Below are 19,037 nucleotides of genomic sequence, written 5' to 3'. Positions count from 1 at the left end.
TATGACGGCGATCGATCCCACGCTCCGCACCACCAAGACCACCTGTCCCTATTGCGGCGTCGGCTGCGGCGTGCTCGCAACGCCCGATGGCGCGGGCGGCGCAGCGATCACGGGCGACCCCGACCATCCCGCCAATTTCGGCCGGCTGTGCTCGAAGGGCTCTGCGCTCGGTGAGACCGTCGGGCTGGAGGGCCGGCTGCTCTATCCGATGATCCGCTGCAAGGGTGTGATGGAGCGCGTGGCCTGGAGTGACGCGCTCGACCATGTCGCGCATCGCATGAAGCACATTGTCGCGCGCGATGGCGCCGATGCAGTCGCCTTCTATCTTTCAGGCCAGCTTCTCACCGAGGATTATTACGTCGCCAACAAGCTGATGAAGGGCTTTGTCGGCACCGCCAATGTCGACACCAATTCCCGGCTCTGCATGTCATCCTCGGTCGCCGGCCATCGCCGCGCCTTCGGCGCCGATACCGTGCCCGGCTGTTATGAGGATCTCGACCGGGCCGATCTCCTGATTTTCGTCGGCTCGAACGCGGCCTGGTGCCATCCGGTGCTGTTCCAGCGCATGCTGAAGAACCGCGCAGAGCGCGGCGCGCGCATGATCGTGATCGATCCGCGCCGCACCGACACCGCTGGTGACGTCGATCTGTTCCTCGGCGTCAGGCCCGGTACCGACACCGCGCTGTTCTCCGGCCTGTTCGTGCATCTCGCCGACAATGGTGCGCTCGATCAGAATTACATCGCGAACAATACCTCTGGCTTCGACGATGCGCTGGCGCGTGCGCGTAACATCGCGGGAAGCATCACCGCGACTGCGCTTGCGACCGGGCTCTCCGAGCAGGACGTCGCCGCCTTCTTCCGGATGTTCCGTGACACGACGCGCGTCGTCACCCTCTACTCGCAGGGCGTCAACCAGTCGGCGCAGGGCACCGACAAGGTCAATGCGATCCTGAACTGCCATCTGGCCACGGGGCGCATCGGCAAGCCGGGCGCCTCGCCGTTCTCGCTCACCGGCCAGCCCAATGCGATGGGCGGCCGCGAGGTCGGCGGCCTCGCCAATATGCTCGCCGCCCACATGGGCTTCACGCCGCCCGACATCGATCGGGTCAGGCGGTTCTGGAAGGCGCCGCGCATCGCCACCCATGAAGGGCTGAAGGCGGTGCAGCTGTTCGAGGCGATCAACCGGGGCGAGGTCAAGGCGCTCTGGGTGATGGGCACCAATCCGGCGGTGTCGCTGCCCGACGCGGACGTCGTGCGCGAGGCGCTGAAGAAGCTGGAGCTGTTCGTGGTGTCCGAGAACGTGCTCGGCAACGATACGGTCGAAGCCGGCCCGCATGTGCTGCTGCCGGCGCTGGCCTGGGGCGAGAAGTCGGGCACGGTGACCAATTCCGAGCGCCGCATCTCGCGCCAGCGTTCGTTCCTGCCGGCGCCCGGCGAGGCGCGGCCGGACTGGTGGATTTTGAGCGAGACCGCCAAGCGTCTCGGCTTCGGCGACAGCTTCAATTACAAATCGGCCGCCGATATTTTCCGCGAGCATGCCGCGCTCTCGGCGTTCGAGAACAATGGCAGCCGCGATTTCGACATCGGCGCGCTGAGCGCGCTGTCCGACGAGGCCTTCGATGGCTTGACGCCGGTGCAATGGCCTGCCCCCGAAGGTGGTGCACCTGGCGAACGATTCTTCGCGGAAGGTGGCTTCTTCACCAATGACGGCAAGGGTCGCTTCGTCGCCCCGGAAGTGCCTTCGCTGCGGGCCGAAACCGGCCCGTCGCGTCCCCTGAGGCTCAACACCGGACGCATCCGCGACCAGTGGCACACCATGACGCGCACAGGTCTCAGCCAGCGGCTGGGTGCGCATCTGCCCGAACCCTTCGTCGAGATCCATCCAGACGATGCCAGCAAATACGGCATTGTTCACGACGGCTATGCCCGCATCACCTCCGATTACGGCCAGTGCATTTTGAAGGTCGTCGTCAGCGACCGGCAGCAGCGCGGCACGCTGTTCACACCGATCCATTGGAGCGCGATGAACGCCTCGCATGGCCGCGTCGGCGCGCTGGTGCACTCGTTTACCGATCCATTCTCGGGCCAGCCGGAATCGAAAGCGACGCCGGCTGCGATCGCGCCCTACGAATATGTCTTCCGCGGTTTTGCGCTGTCGCGCAAGCAGCTCGCCCTGCCGCCAAACCTGTTGTGGACCCGCGTCACGGTCAGCGGCGGCTTCGGCTATCTCTTCGCCGATAATGCTGACCTGTCGCGCTGGCCGGCCTGGCTCGCAAGCATCGGCGGCGAGGACGTGGCCGAGTACCGCGATTTCGGCGGCGGCGTTTTCCGCGCCGCTTCGTTTTCGGCCGACCGGATCGAGACCTGCTTGTTCGTCGGCCCCGCGCATGATGCCGGCGACTGGGAGGTCGTGAAGAGCGTGTTTGCGGCCGATCGCGTCACCGACGACCAACGCCGCTTGCTCTTGTCCGGCAAGTCCAGCGAAGGCGCCGTCTCGACCGGCCCTGTCGTCTGCGCCTGCTTCGGCGTCGGCCGCGGCACCATCTGCGATGCGATCGCCGGCGGCGCGCGCACCCCCGCCGAGATCGGTGTAAAGCTCAAAGCAGGCACCAATTGCGGCTCCTGCATTCCCGAGCTGAAGCGCCTGATCGCGACGACGGACGTGGCGCCGGTGCAGCAGGCGAAGGTCGCGGGCGCGGCAAGTTAGGCCCGCTTTTTCCACCCTCATTGCGAGCGCAGCGAAGCAATCCAGAGTCCCTCCGAGGTGACAGTCTGGATTGCTTCGCTGCGCTCGCAATGACGATGTGGATATAGTCGGACTCCTATTGTCTCCCATCGTCGTCCTGGCCCAGTGCGCAATTGCGCACGAAAAGCCAGGACCCATTACTTCCGGTCAGCGTTGTCGAGGCGCACTGTGGCCACCATCTACTGCAACAACCTCTCCCTGTGGTAATGGGTCCTGGCTCCCGTGCGCAATTGCGCACTAGGCCAGGACGACATAAAGACCGGAGCCAAACATGAAAACAAAACCCTTCGGCAAGACCGGCACCGACGTCTCTGTCATCGGGCAGGGCACCTGGTATCTCGACCATGGCGAGCGCAAGCGCGCCATCGCGGCACTTCAGCGCGGGCTCGATCTCGGCATGACCCATATCGACACCGCCGAGATGTATGGCGATGCCGAGCTTGTCATTGCCGATGCGATCGCCGGCCGTCGTGATGAGGTGTTTCTGGTTTCCAAGGTGCTGCCGAGCAACGCCTCGCGCCGTGGCACCATCACGGCCTGCGAGCGCTCGCTGAAGCGGCTGAGGACGGATCGTCTCGATTGCTATCTGCTGCACTGGCGCGGCTCGTATGATCTCGAGGACACCGTCGCTGCATTCGAGGAGCTGGTGACATCAGGCAAGATCAAGTCCTGGGGCGTCTCCAATTTCGATGCCGATGATCTCGACGAGATTCTCGAGGTTGCGGGCGAAGGCAAGATCGCCTGCAATCAGGTGCTTTATCATCTCAAGGAGCGCGCGATCGAGCATGCCGTGATCCCGTGGTGCGAGCGGCATGGCGTTGCCGTCGTCGCCTATTCGCCGTTCGGGCACGATGATTTTCCGGATGCGCGCAGCAAGGGCGGCGCGGTGCTGGCGCGCATTGCAGAGGCACGTCGTGCGACACCGCGTCAGGTCGCGCTGAGCTTCCTCACCCGTGCGACTACGGTGTTCGCGATCCCGAAGGCGTCGTCCGCGGAACATGCCGGCGAAAATGCGGCGGCCGGCGATCTCGTGCTGACGAAAGAGGAGATTTCGGCGCTGGATGCGGCGTTTCCGCGCGGCCCGAAGCCGCGCAGCCTGCCGATGCTGTAGCGCACAAACGTGCAATATTAACCGGGCGTTGACGCGCGTGGACGTCAGCGCATATCGGCATCCTGTTTTCGGAAGTTGTGAACGCGGCGCATTTGTCGTTTTTATGAGGCCTCTCGATTCGCCTTTTGCCGGGTTCCTACAGTGACACCGCCACCTGCTGCAGCCGCAAGGCTCGACAGTATTCCCATGCCCTTGCCGGAGAAGAAGCAGGAGGCTCGCCGCGCGCCTGCGCGCGTCGACCATCCCTTCAAGGGCATCGCGCTGGTACTGCTGTCGACGGTATTTCTCGGCTGCTCCGACGTCACTTCGAAATATTTGTCATCGAGCCTGCCGTCGATCGAGATCACCTGGATTCGCTTCGTCACCTTCGCGCTCATGTTCCTGCCGGTGATGCTGCCGGGCTCGCCGCTGCATGCGATGCGGACCGAGCGGCTGGGCCTGCAGATCATGCGCGGCACGGCGCTGCTCGGTTCCTCCCTCTTCTTCATCACCGGCTTGCGCTTCCTGCCCATCGCGGAGGCCTCTGCCACCGGCTTCATCTCGCCGCTGTTCGTCACCGCACTCTCGATCGTCTTCCTCAGCGAGAAGGTCGGCATGCGCCGCTGGATCGCGACCGCGGTCGGCCTGGTTGGCGTGATGATCATCATTCGTCCGGGCTCGGCCACATTCCACGTCGCGGCGTTCTTCCCGATCGTCTCGGCATTCTGCTGGGCCGCCGCACTGATCATGACGCGCCTGATGAGCGGGCGTGAGGCCGTTCTCACCACGATGGCCTATTCGGCGCTCACGGGTGTTGCGATCCTCACCGTGATGGTGCCGTTCGTCTGGGTCACGCCGACCTGGACAGGCATCGGGCTCGGCATCGTGATCGGCCTGGCCTCCACCGTCGGGCAGTGGATCATCGTGCTGGCCTATCGCTACGGCGATGCCTCGGTGCTGGCGCCGTTCTCGTACACGCAGCTGCTGTGGGTCAGCATTTTGGGCTTCTTCGTCTTTGGCGAGCTGCCCGATGTCTGGACCATCACGGGAGCGGCCTTCATCGTCGCCAGCGGGCTCTACATCGCCCACCGCGAGCGCGTCCGCCGCGCCCAGGTTTTGGTGCAGGCGGCACGGTCTCCGAACCCCTGACGCAAGTTTGCGCGCGCTGATACGTGCTATCAACGGTTCCAACACATCAGGAGGGGCCGAATGCGCGCGGCGATTTTCAGGAACGGCGAGATTGTCGCCGGGCAGATGGCGGAGCCGAAGCCCTGTCACGGCCAGGTGCTGGTCAAGACGCTCGCCTGCGGCATCTGCGGTTCCGACCTGCACGCGCGCCAGCACGCGCCGCGGATGGTCGAGATGGCCAAGAAGACCGGGCGCACCCCGATGGATCTGTCGCGGGATGTCGTGTTCGGTCACGAGTTCTGCTGCGAGATCGTCGATTTCGGCCCCGGCACGACGCGCAAGCTGAAGCCCGGCACACATGTGTGCTCGCTGCCCGCGCTGCTGACGCCTGAGGGCATCAAGGGCATCGGCTATTCCAACGAGTTTGTCGGCGGCTATGCGGAGCAGATGCTGCTCAGCGAGCCGCTGCTGCTGGAAGTGCCGAACGGCCTCGCGCCGGAACATGCCGCGCTGACCGAGCCACTCGCGGTCGGCGTTCACGCCGTGGCGAAGGCAAATATCCAAGGCGGCGAGGTGCCGCTGGTGATCGGCTGCGGCCCTGTCGGCCTTGCCGTGATCGCGGCGCTGAAGATCGAGGGCCTGCACCCGATCATCGCCGCCGACTATTCGCCGGCGCGGCGGGCGCTTGCCGCAAAGCTCGGCGCCGATATCGTCGTCGATCCCAAGGTGTCGCAGCCCTATGCGACCTGGGCCGAGCACGCGCAGATGTCGGAGGCGGAGAAGGCGGCGCGACCGCCGTTACAGGCCATGCTGCCGGCGCTGAAGCCCGCGATCATCTTCGAATGCGTCGGCGTGCCCGGCTTGTTGCAGCAAGTGTTCGAGGGCGCCCCGCGCGACGCCAGGATCGTCGTGGTCGGCGTCTGCATGGAGAGCGACAGACACGAGCCCATGCTCGGCATCATGAAGGAGCTCAACGTCCAGTACGTGCTCGGCTACACGCCGGAAGAGTTTGCAGCCTCGCTGCGCCTGATCGCCGAAGGACAGGTGGACGCCGCGGCGATGGTGACGGCGGAGGTCGGCATCGACGGCGTTGCCAAAGCCTTCGCCGATCTCGCCAATCCCGAGGCCCACACCAAGATCATCGTGCAGCCGTGGCGGTAACAGGCACCGTCATTGCGAGGAGCCCGCGACAAAATTGCCTAGCAATTTTGCGCTGGTGCGACGAAGCAATCCAGAATGTTTCCGCGGAGGAATTCTGGATTGCTTCGCTGCGCTCGCAATGACAACGAGGGAGCGTCGCCTCACACCGGCAGCGCGATCGAATATTTGACCTGGCTGAGTGCAAAGCTGGACTCGATCGATGCGATGCCGTCGAGCCGGGTCAGCTTGGTCTTCAGGAACGTCTCGTAGGAGGCGAGGTCGGCTGCGACCACGCGCAGCAGATAATCGCGGTTGCCGGTCATCAGATAGCACTCCAGCACCTCGTCCCATTTCGAGATGGCGCGGGCGAAGCGGTTGAGGTCCTCCTCCTTCTGCCGCGCCAGCTTGATCGAGATGAAGACGCTGACATGCAGCCCCAGCGCCTTCTGGTCGACGGTCGCGACATAGCGCGAGATCACGCCGCGCTCCTCCAGCAGCTTGACCCGGCGATGACAGGGCGAGACCGACAGGCCGACCCTGTCGGCGAGTTCCTGCATGGTCAGGCGGCTGTCGTTCTGGAGATGGCTGAGGATCTTGCGGTCGATGGCGTCGAGCTCGGGCATTGGAATAGAACCTGTATTTCATGGCCGGTGTTGGTATGGTATCCCAATATCGGTCGGTATGACGCGAAAAATTGAGAAATCTGGCGCCGCCGGCGGGCGTATGATCCGCCTTATTTTCCGGAGCATCGCCATGCCCGTCGATTCCGCGCGTCTCGAAATCCTGACTGCTCTCGCCCGCAAGGCGCTGTGGCTGTCGTCATGGACCATCCACCACGCCAACCACATCCGCTCCAACGCGGACGGACTCAAGGTCGGCGGCCATCAGGCCTCCTCGGCCTCGCTCGCCACCATCATGTCGGCGCTGTACTTTCATGTGCTGCGGCCAGAGGACCGCGTGGCGGTGAAGCCGCATGCGAGCCCGGTGTTCCATGCCATCCAGTATCTGTTCGGCCGGCAAAGCCGCGAAAAGCTGGAGAACTTCCGCGGCTTCAAGGGCGCGCAGTCCTATCCCTCACGCACCAAGGACGTCGACGACGTCGACTTCTCCACCGGCTCGGTCGGCCTCGGCGTCGCGCAGACGCTGTTTGCCTCGCTGGTGCAGGATTACGTCAAGGCGCATGGCTGGATGAAGGATCGCCGCGAAGGGCGGATGATCGCCCTCGTCGGCGATGCCGAGATGGACGAGGGCAACATCTTCGAGGCGCTGGCCGAGGGCTGGAAGCACGGCCTGCGCAACACCTGGTGGGTGGTCGACTATAACAGGCAGTCGCTCGACGCCGTCGTGCGCGAAGGCCTGTGGGAAAAGTTCGAGACCATGTTCCGCAATTTCGGCTGGGACGTGGTGATCGTGAAATACGGCCGGCTGATGCGCGAGGCTTTCGCGGAGCCGGGCGGCGAGGCGCTGAAGCGCTGGATCGACAATTGCCCGAACGCGCTCTACGCCGCGCTATGCTTCCAGGGCGGCGCGGCGTTCCGCAAGCATCTGCACGACGAGATCGGCGACCAGGGCCCGATCACTGCGCTGATCGACAAGCGCAGCGACGAGGAGCTGCTGGCGCTGATGTCGAATCTCGGCGGCCACGACATGGCGAGCATGGTCGAGGCGTTCGAGTCCATCGACCATGACCGCCCGGTCTGCTTCATCGCCTACACCATCAAGGGCGTCGGCCTGCCGTTCCAGGGCCACAAGGACAACCATGCCGGCCTGATGACGGTTACGCAGATGGAGAAATATCGCGAGAGCCAGAACATCCGGCCCGGCCATGAATGGGACAAGTACGAGGGCCTGCCGCAGAGCGCCGCCGAGCTCGACGCGTTTCTCGCGCGCGTGCCGTTCAACCAGGACGGCCGCCGCCTGACCGCGCCGGTGGTCGAGGTGCCCGCGCAGCTCAGCTTCAAGCCATCGCCGCAAATGTCGACGCAGCAGGGTTTTGGCCTCGTGCTGAACGAGATCGCGCGCGGCGACAGCGAGCTGGCAAAGCGCATCGTCACGACCTCGCCCGATGTCACCGTCTCGACCAATCTCGGGCCTTGGGTGAACCGGCGCGGCCTGTTCGCCAATGCCGCGAAGGCGGACTTATTCCGCAGCGAGAAAATTCCCTCGACCTACAATTGGGACGCTTCGCCGAAGGGCCAGCATCTCGAGCTCGGCATCGCCGAGATGAATTTGTTCATCATGCTCTCGGCGCTCGGCCTGTCGCACCAGATCAACGGCGCGCGGCTCTTGCCGGTCGGCACGCTCTACGATCCCTTCATCGAGCGCGGCCTCGATGCGCTGAACTATGCCTGCTACCAGGACGCGCGCTTCATGGTGGCGGCGACGCCGTCAGGCATCACGCTGGCGCCCGAGGGCGGCGCTCACCAGTCGATCGCAACGCCGCTGATCGGCATGGCGCAGGACGGGCTTGCCTCGTTCGAGCCAGCTTTCGTCGACGAGCTCGCGGTGATCATGGGCTGGGGTTTTGAGCACATGCAGCGCGATCCGGGCGAGGGCGGCTCGGTCTATCTCCGCCTCTCGACGCGCAGCATCGAGCAGGCGCAGCGCATCATGACGCCGGAGTTGCAGCAGGGCATCACCGACGGCGCCTATTGGCTGCGCAAGCCCGGTCCCAATGCCGAGCTCGTGATCGCCTATACCGGCGCGGTCGCCCCTGAGGCGATCGAGGCGACCGGCTTCATCGGCGAGGTCAGGCGCGACATCGGCCTGCTCGCGATCACCTCGGCCGATCGCCTCCATTCCGGCTGGACTGCCGCGCGAAAATTGCGGCGCGACCGCCGTGGCGTGCAGCATCTCAGCCATATCGAACAATTGCTGGCGCCGCTGCCGCGCGACTGCGGCATCGTGACCGTGATCGACGGCCACCCCTCCGCGCTCGGCTGGCTCGGCAGCGTCCGCGGCCATCGCGTCGAGGCGCTCGGCGTCGAGCAGTTCGGCCAGACCGGCACCATCGCCGACCTCTACCGCCATTACGGCATCGATGCCAATGCCATCATCGATGCGGCCGAAAGCCTCACCACCGGCGCGCCGGTGCTGCATCGGAAGATGGCGGTGTAGTCGAGGTAACCCGCCTCGGTCATTCCGGGGCGATGCGCAGCATCGAACCCGGAATCCATTGGGCCTCAGTCCTGGTGGCGAGATGGATTCCGGGCTCGCGCTCCGCGCGCCCCGGAATGACGGCTGAGAGAACCTTGCCTCGTTCCCGCCACCAGCTCATATAACCTCCGCGCCGCAACGCTGGCCCCGCATATGGCGGGTTCAATTGCCGGCGCTTTCGTGCAAGGATGCCTGCCGAAACGCCCCCCAAGCCCCCAAGAAGAGGTTAACGATGGTCAATCGCATGCAATTCTACATCGACGGCGCCTGGGTCGATCCCGCCGTCAAGAAGTCCACCGCCGTGGTCAATCCCGCGACGGAAGAGGCGATGTACGAGGTTGCGCTCGGCTCCAGGGCCGATGTCGACAAGGCCGTTGCCGCCGCCAAGCGCGCCTTCGCAACGTTCTCCCAGACCAGCCGTGAGGAGCGCGTCGCGCTGCTCAGCAAAATCATCGAGATCTACAAGACCCGCATCAAGGAGATCGGTGCCGCCGTCTCCGACGAGATGGGCGCGCCGTTGCCGATGGCCGAGAAGCTCCAGGCCGGCGCCGGCCTTGGCCATCTCATGACCACGCTCGACGTGCTCAAGAACTATCATTTCGAGGAGCCGATCGGCACCGCCATGGTGCTGCGCGAGCCGATCGGCGTGGTCGGCATGATCACGCCCTGGAACTGGCCGCTCAACCAGATCGCCTGCAAGGTCGCGCCCGCGCTCGCCGCCGGCTGCACCATGATCCTGAAGCCCAGCGAGTTCACGCCCACTTCGGCTTTGATTTTTGCGGAGATCCTGCATGAAGCCGGCGTGCCGAAGGGCGTGTTCAACCTCGTCAACGGCCTCGGCCCCGAGGTCGGCGCCGCCATGAGCGAGCACCCCGATATCGACATGATCTCCTTCACCGGCTCGACCCGCGCCGGCATCGATGTGGCCAAGCGCGCCGCGCCCACCGTGAAGCGCGTCAGCCAGGAGCTCGGCGGCAAGTCGCCGAACGTCATCCTCGAAGGCGCCGACCTGACGAAAGCGGTGACCGGCGGCGTGATGCACATGTTCAACAACTCCGGCCAGTCCTGCAATGCGCCCTCGCGCATGATCGTGCCGCTGTCGAGGATGAAAGAGGTCGCCGCGATCGCGAAAGCCGTCGCCGACAAGACCAAGGCGGGCGATCCGCGCGCCGATGGCACCACCATCGGCCCCGTCGTCAACCGCGGCCAGTGGGACAAGATCCAGGCGCTGATCAAGAAGGGCATCGACGAGGGCGCAACGCTCGTCGCCGGTGGTCCTGGTCTGCCGGAAGGCGTCAACAAGGGCTTCTACGTCCGCCCGACCATCTTCGCCGACGTCACGCCCGAGATGACGATCGCGCGCGAAGAGATTTTTGGACCGGTGCTGACCATCCTCGGCGCCAAGGACGAAGCCGACGCCGTCAAGATTGCCAACGACACGCCTTACGGCCTCGCCGGCTACGTCTACGGTCCCTCGGTCGAGGATGCCAAGCGTGTCGGCCGCCAGATCCGCGCCGGCAACGTCAACCTCCAGGGCGTGCCCAACGACCGCACCGCGCCGTTCGGCGGCTACAAGCAGTCGGGCAACGGCCGCGAGTGGGGCAAGTACGGCCTCGAGGACTTCCTCGAAGTGAAGGCCGTCGCCGGCTTCAACGCGGCGTAAGTTCTAGCGGTTGCATGAACATGACGCCGGAGCGGCCTCCGCTCCGGCGTTTTTCTTTGTAGCCCGCATGGATCGAAGCGTAATGCGGGACCGATCCCGGATTGCGCTTCGCTCCATTCGGGCTATCAAGTCTCTCCTTCGTCATTGCGAGCGAAGCGAAGCAATCCAGAATCCGTCCACGGGGACAGTCTGGATTGCTTCGTCGCATCAGCGCAAAATTGCTACGCAATTTTGTCGCGAGTTCCTCGCAATGACGGAGGAGAGATCTCGTAGGGTGGGCAAAGGAGCGAAGCGACGTGCCCACCATCTCTCTCGGTAGCTAAAATGCGTGGGCACGCTTCGCTTTGCCCACCCTACGAGACCGCCGTGGAGGAAAGACCTATCCCCCCAACGCGCCCTGCGTGTTCACATACAGCGCGTAGATCGACTGGCTCGCCGCCATGAACAGGCGGTTGCGCTTGACGCCGCCGAAGCAGAGATTGGCGCAGCGCTCGGGCAGCGCGATGCGGCCGATCATGACGCCGTCGGGTGCGAACACGACGACGCCGTCGAGCTCGGGATCGCCCATGCCCCAGCCGCACCAGAGATTGCCGTCGATGTCGACGCGGAAACCGTCCGGCGTTCCGGGGCCGGCATCGACGAAGACGCGCTTGTTCGAAAGCTTGTCACCGGAAGGCGAGACGTCATAGGCGAGAATTTTGCGGGTCGGAACGCCCCGGGATTCGATGAGATAGAGGATTTTCTCGTCCGGCGAGAAGGCGAGCCCGTTCGGCCCGAGCACACCCTCGGCGACGATTGTGGCTTTGCGGGTCTCCGGGTCGAGCCTGTAGACGTTCATGTCGAGCTCGGGCTCGGACTTGTAGCCCTCGTAATTGCCGAGCAGGCCGAAGGTCGGATCGGTGAACCAGATCGAGCCGTCCGATTTGACAACGACATCGTTCGGCGAGTTCAACCGCTTGCCGTTGAATTGATCCATCAGCACGGTGATCTCGCCGTCATATTCGGTGCGGGTCACGCGGCGCCCGCCATGCTCGCAAGTGACGAGCCGGCCCTGGCGGTCACGCGTATTGCCGTTGGCGAAATTGGAGGGTTTGCGGAACACCGAAACCGCGCCGGTCTCTTCCTCCCATTTGATGATGCGCTGGTTTGGAATGTCGCTACAGAGCAGATAACGCCCGTCGCCGAACCACACGGGACCCTCGGCCCAGCGCAGGCCGGTCGCCAGCCGCTCCACCGCCGACAGCTTTAGCCAGTATTTTTCGAAACGGGGATCCAGTGCTTTTATCGCGGGATCAGGGTAATAAGTCGCCGGCCGCCAGCCTTGGTTATGGGACGATGCCTCATTCATGTCGGTTCTCTCGTTTCGTTCCCTCTGGACAATGCTGCTATCATTAGAGACACGTGACCGCAAATCGGTCACCAACGGTGAGGGACAACATGGCGCGTATCTTGATGACGGGAGCTTCGGGCGGAATCGGCACGAGCCTGCGCAAATTGCTGCCGCCGATCTATCCGGACCTCCTGCTTTCCGACATTAAGCCGCCCGCCGATCTCGGCGCGAACGAGCAGTTCAAGGCGGCTGACCTCGCCGATCTCGCGCAAGTCGAGGCGATCTGCGAGGGCGTCGACGGCATCATCCATTTCGGCGGCTATTCGGTCGAAGGCAGCTGGGACCAGATCCTCCAGGCCAATATCATCGGCGGTTACAATTTGTTCGAGGCGGCGTATCGCAAGGGCGTCAAGCGTGTGGTCTTCGCCTCGTCGAACCACGCCGTCGGCTTCTATCCGCGCCACCACAAGATCGGCACCGACGTCACCGCGCGCCCCGACAGCCGCTACGGCGTCAGCAAGGTCTTTGGCGAGGCCGTCGGCGCCCTCTATGCCGACAAGCACGGGCTGAAGGTGACGTGCCTGCGCATCGGCAATTTCGGCGACATGCCGCTCGACCAGCGCCGGCTTTCGATCTGGCTGAAGCCGGAAGATTTGGTGCAGCTCTGCCGGATCGGGTTAGAGCATCCCGACATCCATTTCGAGGTGTTCTATGGCGCCTCTTTCAACGAGCGCGCCTGGTGGGACAATCATCGCGCCTACGAATTCGGCTATCGTCCCACGGGGCGCGCCGAGGATTTCCGCGAGCACGCGATGGCCGAGCAGGCCAAGCTGAAGCCGGATCCGGTCGGCGATCATTTCCAGGGCGGCACATTCTGCAGCAACGAATTCGATGGGGACGCCAGCCGGATCATCGATTGGAATAAGCGCTAGCGCTTGCTGCGATACGGGTGTGCTCGCTCGGGTAGGGTTGGGGTGAGGGGTTGCCTCTACAACAACGGTGAAGGTTAGGCTCGCAGCCGCCCCACCCGTCATTGCGAGCGCAGCGAAGCAATCCAGAATCCCTCCGCGGAAAGACTCTGGATTGCTTCGCTGCGCTCGCAATGACGAGTTGAAAGAGCGAGCCACCAACGAGCACCTAACTCGCGGAACCCAGAGCATGATCCGGAAAAGTGCGAAGCGATTTTCCGAAAAGATCATGCTCAAACAATAACCTAAAGCGCGATGACGATTCATCCCAATCTCATCGCGCCTTAGTCCATCCCCTCATCCGGAATGTTCAGAATCGTTCCGCAAGCCTTGCAATGCACGGCGTCCACGTCATGCCGCTGCAAGCCGCAGACCGGGCAGGGGAAGCGCACCTTGGAGGGCGCGAGCAGGGCCTTGGCGAGATTCAGGAACAACGTCACGCCGAAAATCATGATGACGACGGTGATCAGCCGCCCCATGGTGCCGGGCAGGGTAATGTCGCCGAAACCGGTCGTGGTCAGCGCGGTGACCGTGAAGTAGAGTGCGTCGGCATAATTGGTAATCTGGGGGTTGTGAGACTTCTGGGTTTCGTAGACGACCCCTGTCATCACGAAGATGAACACGCCGAGATTGGCGACCGCAAAGACGACTTCCTCGTTTTTTCGAAAGAAGGCGCTGTCGGTCCGCAAGCGCGCGACCATTCGATAGTCGCGCAGCAGCCGCAATGTTCGAAATGCCCGCAGGAAGCCGCCGGCTTCCCCGGCGAGCGGCGCAAGGAACGAGATGATGACGACGACGTCGGTCCAGGTCGACAGCCGCGCAAGGTCATGCAGCGGTTGACGGCTGATGATCATCCGTGCAGCGAAGTCGGCAAGGATCAGGACGCCGAACACGATATCGAACGACTCGATGACCCCGGTGCGGGGCAGGAACGATGTCGCAATGATGAACAGAACCGTGACGATGTCGAGCGCGAGCAGAGCGTATCGGAACTTTATGCAGCCGGGCGTGTCGCCTTCATAGAGCTGTCGAATCCTGATCTTGAGAGTCTCAAATGGGCCGACGATGGCGTCGAGGAGTCCATGTCCCTTTGCCTTGTTGCGATAGGATGTCATGGTCGCTGCGCGCCTATCCCTCCGAGGGATCGAGCATTTCGCCGATCTTGTGAACTGCGACGTTGATCGACATGCCCTGATAGTCGCCGGCATCGCCCAACCACGAGCCGGCCAGCGGAATGGCCTGGCCCGGATGGCGCGCGATCGCCACGGGGATGAGGTCGAAACCGGCGCTCAGGCTATTGGTCGGATCGTAATCCAGCCAACCGGCCCCGGGCAGGAACACCTGCACCCAGGCGTGGGTCGCGCCGGAGCCGGTCATGCCCACGGCGCCGCCGTCGAGCGCGGAGTCGTAGAGGTAGCCGCTGACGAAGCGCGCCGCGAAGCCGAGGCGGCGCAGCGTCTCGATCATCAGCCAGGCGAAATCCCGGCAGGTGCCCGATTTCGTGCGCAGCGTTTCCGCCGGCGACTGGGTGCCTTCCGCATCTCTGCTGCGATAGTTGAACTCGTTGCGAAACGAGCCCAGCAAGCGGCGCAGCACATCTGCCGTCTGATCCTGATCGCCGGCAACAAAGCTCTTGGTCCACGCCGCGTGGCTGCCGTCGGGATCATCGGCATGCGGACGGAGATAACCGGCAAGGTCGGTCCATTCGTCCGGCGTATACTGCACCGGCACTTCCTCGGCGCGAGCCTCGAGCGGAAACGACTCAAGTCCCTTGATCCCGAAATAGATGCCGCGAACCCTGAACGTGAATGTCAGCTCTGTGCCGGGCTCGCCGATGTCGATCACTGTGACGGTATTGGAGCGTGAGTCGGTGACCCAATGCACCTTGCACGACAGGTTGGTCTGGGCGGACCAGCGAAGCAGCCGGGTCGAGGCGCCGCGCCGCGGCAGGAACATGGCCCGGTGCGTGCCGAATGTCACCGGCTTCGCATAGCGGTAGGTCGTGGTGTGGATGATTTCGCCAATGATCGCCATGCATTGATCCGCTTCGAGGCATCCGCATTGCGCAACTGTCGCCAGAGTGAGCGTCGACAACGCCTCCAGCTTTCGGTTCGGTCGCTTTCGCCCAATTGATCTAGATCAACGTGACCCGGGATCGGGCGGCTCTAGCTCAAAGGATGACGCAATCCTTCAAACGTTGACAGGCGAACCGACCGAATGGAGCGATGGACATGGGCACCCTTTGGACGATCATCATCGGATTTCTGGTCGGACTGGTCGCGAAGTTCATCATGCCCGGCGACAAATCCGAGCCCAAGGGGTTCATCCTGACGACAGTTTTGGGGATCGTCGGCGCGTTCGTCGCGACCTGGCTCGGTCAAGCCGTGGGATGGTATCGTTTCGGGGAAGGCGCCGGCTTCATCGGTAGCGTGGTTGGCGCCATCATCCTTCTCTTCCTGTATGGCCTTGTCGTGGGCCGTCAGGGGCACGCTTGAAAATCACCCTGTCCGTCGTCGCGGTGCTTGCGATGCTGGCAGGACCATCGCACGCCGCACCGCTCAGCGACGCCGAGGCGACGTTTCTCGAAGAACTCGTCACGGCATCCGTGGTGCTGGAGCAACGTTGCGTCGGCTACGAGGTCGATGGCGCCGGCGCCGTTCAGCTCGGGGCACGGCTGCTCGGCAGCCCCAATGCCGCGATGGCGCTGATCGACGCGTATTCCGCCGCCATCAAGGCCCGCGATGGCGAGAGCTACGATCCCGTCAAATTCCGCGTCGAGGTGCTTGAGGCCGCCGGAAGAACGTTCAAGCGCGTTCGAGCCGGCTTGATCGACGACCCGGAACGCGCCTGCGCCGCGTATGGCACCGCCAGCGTCGATCGCGGCCTGCTGAGGCGATACTGAGGTGCGCTCCCTCGCTCCGCTTGCGGGGAGAGGGTTGGGGTGAGGGGGAGTCTCAGCGGGGGAGGTGAGAGTTGGACGAGCAACTGCTCACCACACGTCATTGCGAGCGCAGCGAAGCCAGAGTCCCTCCGCAGTGACAGTCTGGTTTGCTTCGCTGCGCTCGCAATGACGCGCTGAGGGAGCGATGCATCGCGTGAGCGTTGAACTCGCGGAGAGTCCCCCTCACCCGGAATTCCCGCTTTCAGCGTGAATTCCGGCCTCTCCCCGCAAGCGGGGAGAGGCGAAGGCGGCGCTAGCTTTCCTCCCCCGCAATCCTCGCCAGATAATCGGCCTTGCTGAACTGCATGTGGTCCACGCAAAGCTGCGCCAGCGCCCAGCTGTCGCGGCCTTTCAGCAGCTCGATCATCAGCTCGTGCTGCCGCCGCGATTGCGTCAGCCCCTCGCGGTCGGCGAGGTTTTTTGCGCGCATCGGCAGTGTCAGGTTCATATAGTCCTGCAGCGACCGCACCAGGTAGGGATTGCCGCAGGCGGAGAATAGCGCGAGGTGGAAGGCATCGTTGGCTTCGTGGATCCCGCGCAGGTCGCGCACATCCGCCTTCGCGCAATAGTCGCGCTGCAAAGCGGTCAGTTCGTCGATCAGGGCTTGCGGCGCGGGCAGCGGGATCATCAGCGCAGCTTGCCGCGTCAACATCTCCCTGACTTCGTAGATCTGCCGGACCTCTTCGGCCGAGTAGAACCGCACGGTGGCGCCGACATTCTTCTCGCGGCGGACGATGCCGCGGCGCTCCGCGTCCACCAGCGCCTGCCGCACGAAATGGCGCGAGGTGCCATATGCCGACATCAGCGCGTCCTCGGTCAGCCGCGCGCCCGGCGCGAGGCGGCCGAAGATGATGTCCTCCTCCAGCCGCGCGACGACATCGTCGGGGTCGTCGCGCCTGGCAGGCATGGCATCTGCGGTGCGAATGTCGGACATGCCCTCGGCCTCCGGCGTCTGCCGGTTGCCTTTAGGGAGCAGGGAAGAGGCGGATTGTCAATAATCTGACTGTTTGGCGGTGCGACAGTCCCGAAATGGTGAAGTAGACGCCTGTCTTATTGACAATCAGGGGGCAGGCTGTAGCACAATGGCAGGCGAGAAGGAGCGGTCCGATGACGGGTGGTTTGCGCAAGGGGCTGACGAGCTATGGCGATGCCGGCTTCTCGCTGTTCCTGCGCAAGGCGTTCATCAAGGCCATGGGCTATTCCGACGATGCGCTGGAGCGCCCGATCGTCGGCATCACCAACACCTATAGCGACTACAATCCCTGCCACGGCAACGTCCCGCAGATCATCGAGGCCGCCAAGCGCGGCGTGATGCTGTCGGGCGCGATGCCGTTCGTGTTCCCGACCATCTCGATCGCCGAGAGCTTTGCGCATCCGACCTCGATGTATCTGCGCAATCTGATGGCGATGGACACCGAGGAGATGATCCGGGCCCAGCCGATGGACTCGGTGATCGTGATCGGCGGCTGCGACAAGACGCTGCCGGCGCAGGTGATGGCGGCGATCAGTGCGGATCTGCCCACCGTGGTCATTCCGGTCGGGCCCATGGTGGTCGGTCATCACAAGGGCGAGGTGCTGGGCGCCTGCACCGATTGCCGCCGTCTGTGGGGCAAGTATCGCGCCGGCGAGATCGACGACACCGAGATCGAGGCGGTGAACGGCCGCCTCGCGCCATCGGTCGGCACTTGCATGGTGATGGGCACCGCCTCGACCATGGCCTGCATGATCGAAGCCATGGGCCTGGCGCTGCCGATGAGCGCGACAATCCCGGCGCCGCATGCCGAGCGTTTTCGCCTTGCAGAAGCGAGCGGCCGGGTCGCCGCCGAGATGGCCAAGACCAAGGGCCCGAAGCCGAGCGAACTCTTGACGCCGGCTTCCTTCAGAAACGCCCAGGTCGTGCTGCAGGCGATCGGCGGCTCGACCAACGGCCTGATCCATCTGACCGCGATGGCGCATCGCTCCCCACACCGGATCGATCTCCCGGCGTTCGACCGGATCGGCCGCGAGGTGCCGGTGCTGGTCGACCTCAAGCCGTCGGGCGAGCATTATATGGAGCATTTCCATCACGCCGGCGGCGTGCCGAAATTGCTGGCGCAGCTCGGCGATCTCGTCGATCTCGATGCGAAGACCATCAGCGGCCAGACGCTGCGCGATGTCGTCGCCAACGCCGAGGACGTGCCGGGCCAGGACGCCATCCGTTCGCGCGACAATCCGATCAAGAAGGAGGGCGGCCTCGCCATCCTGCACGGCAACCTCGCCCCGCGCGGTGCGGTCATCAAGCAGTCCGCCGCGAGCCCGAAATTGTTGAAGCACACGGGACGCGCCGTGGTGTTCGAATCCGTCGAGGACATGACCCTGCGGGTCGACGATCCCGAGCTCGACGTCAGCGCCGATGACGTGCTGGTGCTGCGCAATGCCGGTCCCAAGGGCGCGCCTGGTATGCCCGAAGCTGGCTATCTTCCGATCCCGAAGAAGCTGGCGCGTGGCGGCACCAAGGACATGGTGCGCATTTCCGATGCGCGCATGAGCGGCACCGCGTTCGGCACCATCGTATTGCACATTACGCCGGAATCCGCCGTCGGCGGGCCGCTGGCGCTGGTCAAGAACGGCGACATGATCAGTCTCGACGTGGCCAAGCGCAGCATCGAATTGCTGGTCGATGCCGCCGAGCTCGAGCGCCGGCGCGCGGTCTTGAAGCCGGCTGCTGCGCCGGATGAAGCGCGGCGCGGCTATGCCTGGCTGTTCAACGAGACCATCATGCAGGCCGACGAGGGCTGCGACTTCGACTTTATGCAGAGGACTGGGAAGAAGACGGAGTAAGGGCTGACAACCAACGAGCGCCGAGACCGCTGAAAGCGGCGGGCGATAAAACAGG

15 protein-coding genes are annotated in these 19,037 nt (G+C 64.1%); 10 read left to right on the top strand and 5 right to left on the bottom strand.

Features of this window, described 5'->3' with window-relative positions; genetic code table 11:
• Nucleotide 1 precedes the first annotated feature (1 nt).
• From ACNJX9_RS28590 to ACNJX9_RS28575, 4 genes are all read left to right on the top strand, one after another.
• Nucleotides 2–2,707: a nitrate reductase gene (locus ACNJX9_RS28590; RefSeq protein ID WP_439405338.1), complete on the top strand. Its 2,706-nt coding sequence runs from the start codon at nt 2–4 to the stop codon at nt 2,705–2,707.
• Nucleotides 2,708–3,017: 310 nt separating this feature from the next.
• The gene (locus tag ACNJX9_RS28585) at nt 3,018–3,857 is read left to right on the top strand and encodes an aldo/keto reductase (protein ID WP_057753322.1); all 840 of its coding nucleotides are present in this window, start codon (nt 3,018–3,020) and stop codon (nt 3,855–3,857) included.
• A gap of 186 nt (nt 3,858–4,043) precedes the next feature.
• On the top strand, nt 4,044–4,985 hold the full coding sequence (locus ACNJX9_RS28580; RefSeq protein WP_205668268.1) for a DMT family transporter: 942 nt from the start codon (nt 4,044–4,046) through the stop codon (nt 4,983–4,985).
• Nucleotides 4,986–5,045: 60 nt separating this feature from the next.
• Nucleotides 5,046–6,125, top strand: a complete 1,080-nt coding sequence (locus ACNJX9_RS28575; protein ID WP_057753319.1) for a zinc-binding dehydrogenase — start codon at nt 5,046–5,048, stop codon at nt 6,123–6,125.
• A 140-nt stretch (nt 6,126–6,265) separates the two neighbouring features.
• Here ACNJX9_RS28575 and ACNJX9_RS28570 read toward each other — a convergent pair whose 3' ends face one another.
• The gene (locus ACNJX9_RS28570) at nt 6,266–6,727 is read right to left on the bottom strand and encodes an Lrp/AsnC family transcriptional regulator (protein ID WP_057753316.1); all 462 of its coding nucleotides are present in this window, start codon (nt 6,725–6,727) and stop codon (nt 6,266–6,268) included.
• Between the two features lie 130 nt (nt 6,728–6,857).
• Here ACNJX9_RS28570 and ACNJX9_RS28565 point away from each other — a divergent pair, with 130 nt between their 5' ends.
• Nucleotides 6,858–9,221 carry a transketolase gene (locus tag ACNJX9_RS28565; protein ID WP_439405336.1) on the top strand — a complete coding sequence of 788 codons (2,364 nt, stop codon included), beginning with the start codon at nt 6,858–6,860 and terminating at the stop codon, nt 9,219–9,221.
• Nucleotides 9,222–9,492: 271 nt separating this feature from the next.
• Nucleotides 9,493–10,923 (top strand): aldehyde dehydrogenase family protein, encoded by a 1,431-nt coding sequence (locus ACNJX9_RS28560; RefSeq protein ID WP_439405334.1) that lies wholly within the window; start codon nt 9,493–9,495, stop codon nt 10,921–10,923.
• Between the two features lie 379 nt (nt 10,924–11,302).
• Here the strand turns inward: ACNJX9_RS28560 and ACNJX9_RS28555 are convergent, their stop codons facing one another.
• Nucleotides 11,303–12,271, bottom strand: a complete 969-nt coding sequence (locus tag ACNJX9_RS28555) for an SMP-30/gluconolactonase/LRE family protein (protein WP_439405332.1) — start codon at nt 12,269–12,271, stop codon at nt 11,303–11,305.
• 89 nt (nt 12,272–12,360) lie between these two features.
• On the opposite strand from ACNJX9_RS28555, the gene ACNJX9_RS28550 reads away from it, so the two are divergent.
• Nucleotides 12,361–13,185, top strand: coding sequence for an NAD-dependent epimerase/dehydratase family protein (locus tag ACNJX9_RS28550; RefSeq protein ID WP_057753310.1), 825 nt, complete (start codon nt 12,361–12,363; stop codon nt 13,183–13,185).
• Nucleotides 13,186–13,505: 320 nt separating this feature from the next.
• Here the strand turns inward: ACNJX9_RS28550 and ACNJX9_RS28545 are convergent, their stop codons facing one another.
• Together ACNJX9_RS28545 and ACNJX9_RS28540 are read right to left on the bottom strand one after the other, a co-directional pair.
• The gene (locus tag ACNJX9_RS28545; protein ID WP_439405331.1) at nt 13,506–14,336 is read right to left on the bottom strand and encodes an ion transporter; all 831 of its coding nucleotides are present in this window, start codon (nt 14,334–14,336) and stop codon (nt 13,506–13,508) included.
• A gap of 13 nt (nt 14,337–14,349) precedes the next feature.
• A complete protein-coding gene (locus ACNJX9_RS28540) occupies nt 14,350–15,255 on the bottom strand; it encodes a transglutaminase family protein (protein ID WP_057753308.1) in 906 nt (301 codons plus the stop codon).
• Nucleotides 15,256–15,452: 197 nt separating this feature from the next.
• Between ACNJX9_RS28540 and ACNJX9_RS28535 the strand changes: the two genes are divergently transcribed.
• The gene (locus ACNJX9_RS28535; protein WP_439410144.1) at nt 15,453–15,716 is read left to right on the top strand and encodes a GlsB/YeaQ/YmgE family stress response membrane protein; all 264 of its coding nucleotides are present in this window, start codon (nt 15,453–15,455) and stop codon (nt 15,714–15,716) included.
• On the top strand, nt 15,713–16,123 hold the full coding sequence (locus ACNJX9_RS28530; RefSeq protein WP_057753306.1) for a hypothetical protein: 411 nt from the start codon (nt 15,713–15,715) through the stop codon (nt 16,121–16,123). The genes ACNJX9_RS28535 and ACNJX9_RS28530 overlap by 4 nt, the downstream gene beginning before the upstream one ends.
• A 292-nt stretch (nt 16,124–16,415) precedes the next feature.
• Here ACNJX9_RS28530 and ACNJX9_RS28525 read toward each other — a convergent pair whose 3' ends face one another.
• Nucleotides 16,416–17,096: a GntR family transcriptional regulator gene (locus tag ACNJX9_RS28525; protein WP_057753304.1), complete on the bottom strand. Its 681-nt coding sequence runs from the start codon at nt 17,094–17,096 to the stop codon at nt 16,416–16,418.
• A 173-nt stretch (nt 17,097–17,269) separates the two neighbouring features.
• Between ACNJX9_RS28525 and ACNJX9_RS28520 the strand changes: the two genes are divergently transcribed.
• The gene (locus ACNJX9_RS28520; RefSeq protein ID WP_057753302.1) at nt 17,270–18,982 is read left to right on the top strand and encodes an IlvD/Edd family dehydratase; all 1,713 of its coding nucleotides are present in this window, start codon (nt 17,270–17,272) and stop codon (nt 18,980–18,982) included.
• Nucleotides 18,983–19,037 lie beyond the last annotated feature (55 nt).

Origin of the sequence: Bradyrhizobium sp. BLXBL-03 (assembly GCF_051853015.1) — a bacterium.
Taxonomy (GTDB): Bacteria; Pseudomonadota; Alphaproteobacteria; order Rhizobiales; family Xanthobacteraceae; genus Bradyrhizobium; species Bradyrhizobium manausense.
Note: the sequence above shows the minus strand (reverse complement) of the source record. Positions and strands in the feature narration are given on the sequence as shown.

Excerpts from the sequence above, each read along its gene's own strand:
- ACNJX9_RS28590 (WP_439405338.1), top strand. The coding sequence starts at position 2 with ATGACGGCGATCGATCCCACGCTCCGCACCACCAAGACCACCTGTCCC.
- ACNJX9_RS28585 (WP_057753322.1), top strand. The coding sequence starts at position 3,018 with ATGAAAACAAAACCCTTCGGCAAGACCGGCACCGACGTCTCTGTCATC.
- ACNJX9_RS28580 (WP_205668268.1), top strand. The coding sequence starts at position 4,044 with ATGCCCTTGCCGGAGAAGAAGCAGGAGGCTCGCCGCGCGCCTGCGCGC.
- ACNJX9_RS28575 (WP_057753319.1), top strand. The coding sequence starts at position 5,046 with ATGCGCGCGGCGATTTTCAGGAACGGCGAGATTGTCGCCGGGCAGATG.
- ACNJX9_RS28570 (WP_057753316.1), bottom strand. The coding sequence starts at position 6,727 with ATGCCCGAGCTCGACGCCATCGACCGCAAGATCCTCAGCCATCTCCAG.
- ACNJX9_RS28565 (WP_439405336.1), top strand. The coding sequence starts at position 6,858 with ATGCCCGTCGATTCCGCGCGTCTCGAAATCCTGACTGCTCTCGCCCGC.
- ACNJX9_RS28560 (WP_439405334.1), top strand. The coding sequence starts at position 9,493 with ATGGTCAATCGCATGCAATTCTACATCGACGGCGCCTGGGTCGATCCC.
- ACNJX9_RS28555 (WP_439405332.1), bottom strand. The coding sequence starts at position 12,271 with ATGAATGAGGCATCGTCCCATAACCAAGGCTGGCGGCCGGCGACTTAT.
- ACNJX9_RS28550 (WP_057753310.1), top strand. The coding sequence starts at position 12,361 with ATGGCGCGTATCTTGATGACGGGAGCTTCGGGCGGAATCGGCACGAGC.
- ACNJX9_RS28545 (WP_439405331.1), bottom strand. The coding sequence starts at position 14,336 with ATGACATCCTATCGCAACAAGGCAAAGGGACATGGACTCCTCGACGCC.
- ACNJX9_RS28540 (WP_057753308.1), bottom strand. The coding sequence starts at position 15,255 with ATGGCGATCATTGGCGAAATCATCCACACCACGACCTACCGCTATGCG.
- ACNJX9_RS28535 (WP_439410144.1), top strand. The coding sequence starts at position 15,453 with ATGGGCACCCTTTGGACGATCATCATCGGATTTCTGGTCGGACTGGTC.
- ACNJX9_RS28525 (WP_057753304.1), bottom strand. The coding sequence starts at position 17,096 with ATGTCCGACATTCGCACCGCAGATGCCATGCCTGCCAGGCGCGACGAC.
- ACNJX9_RS28520 (WP_057753302.1), top strand. The coding sequence starts at position 17,270 with ATGACGGGTGGTTTGCGCAAGGGGCTGACGAGCTATGGCGATGCCGGC.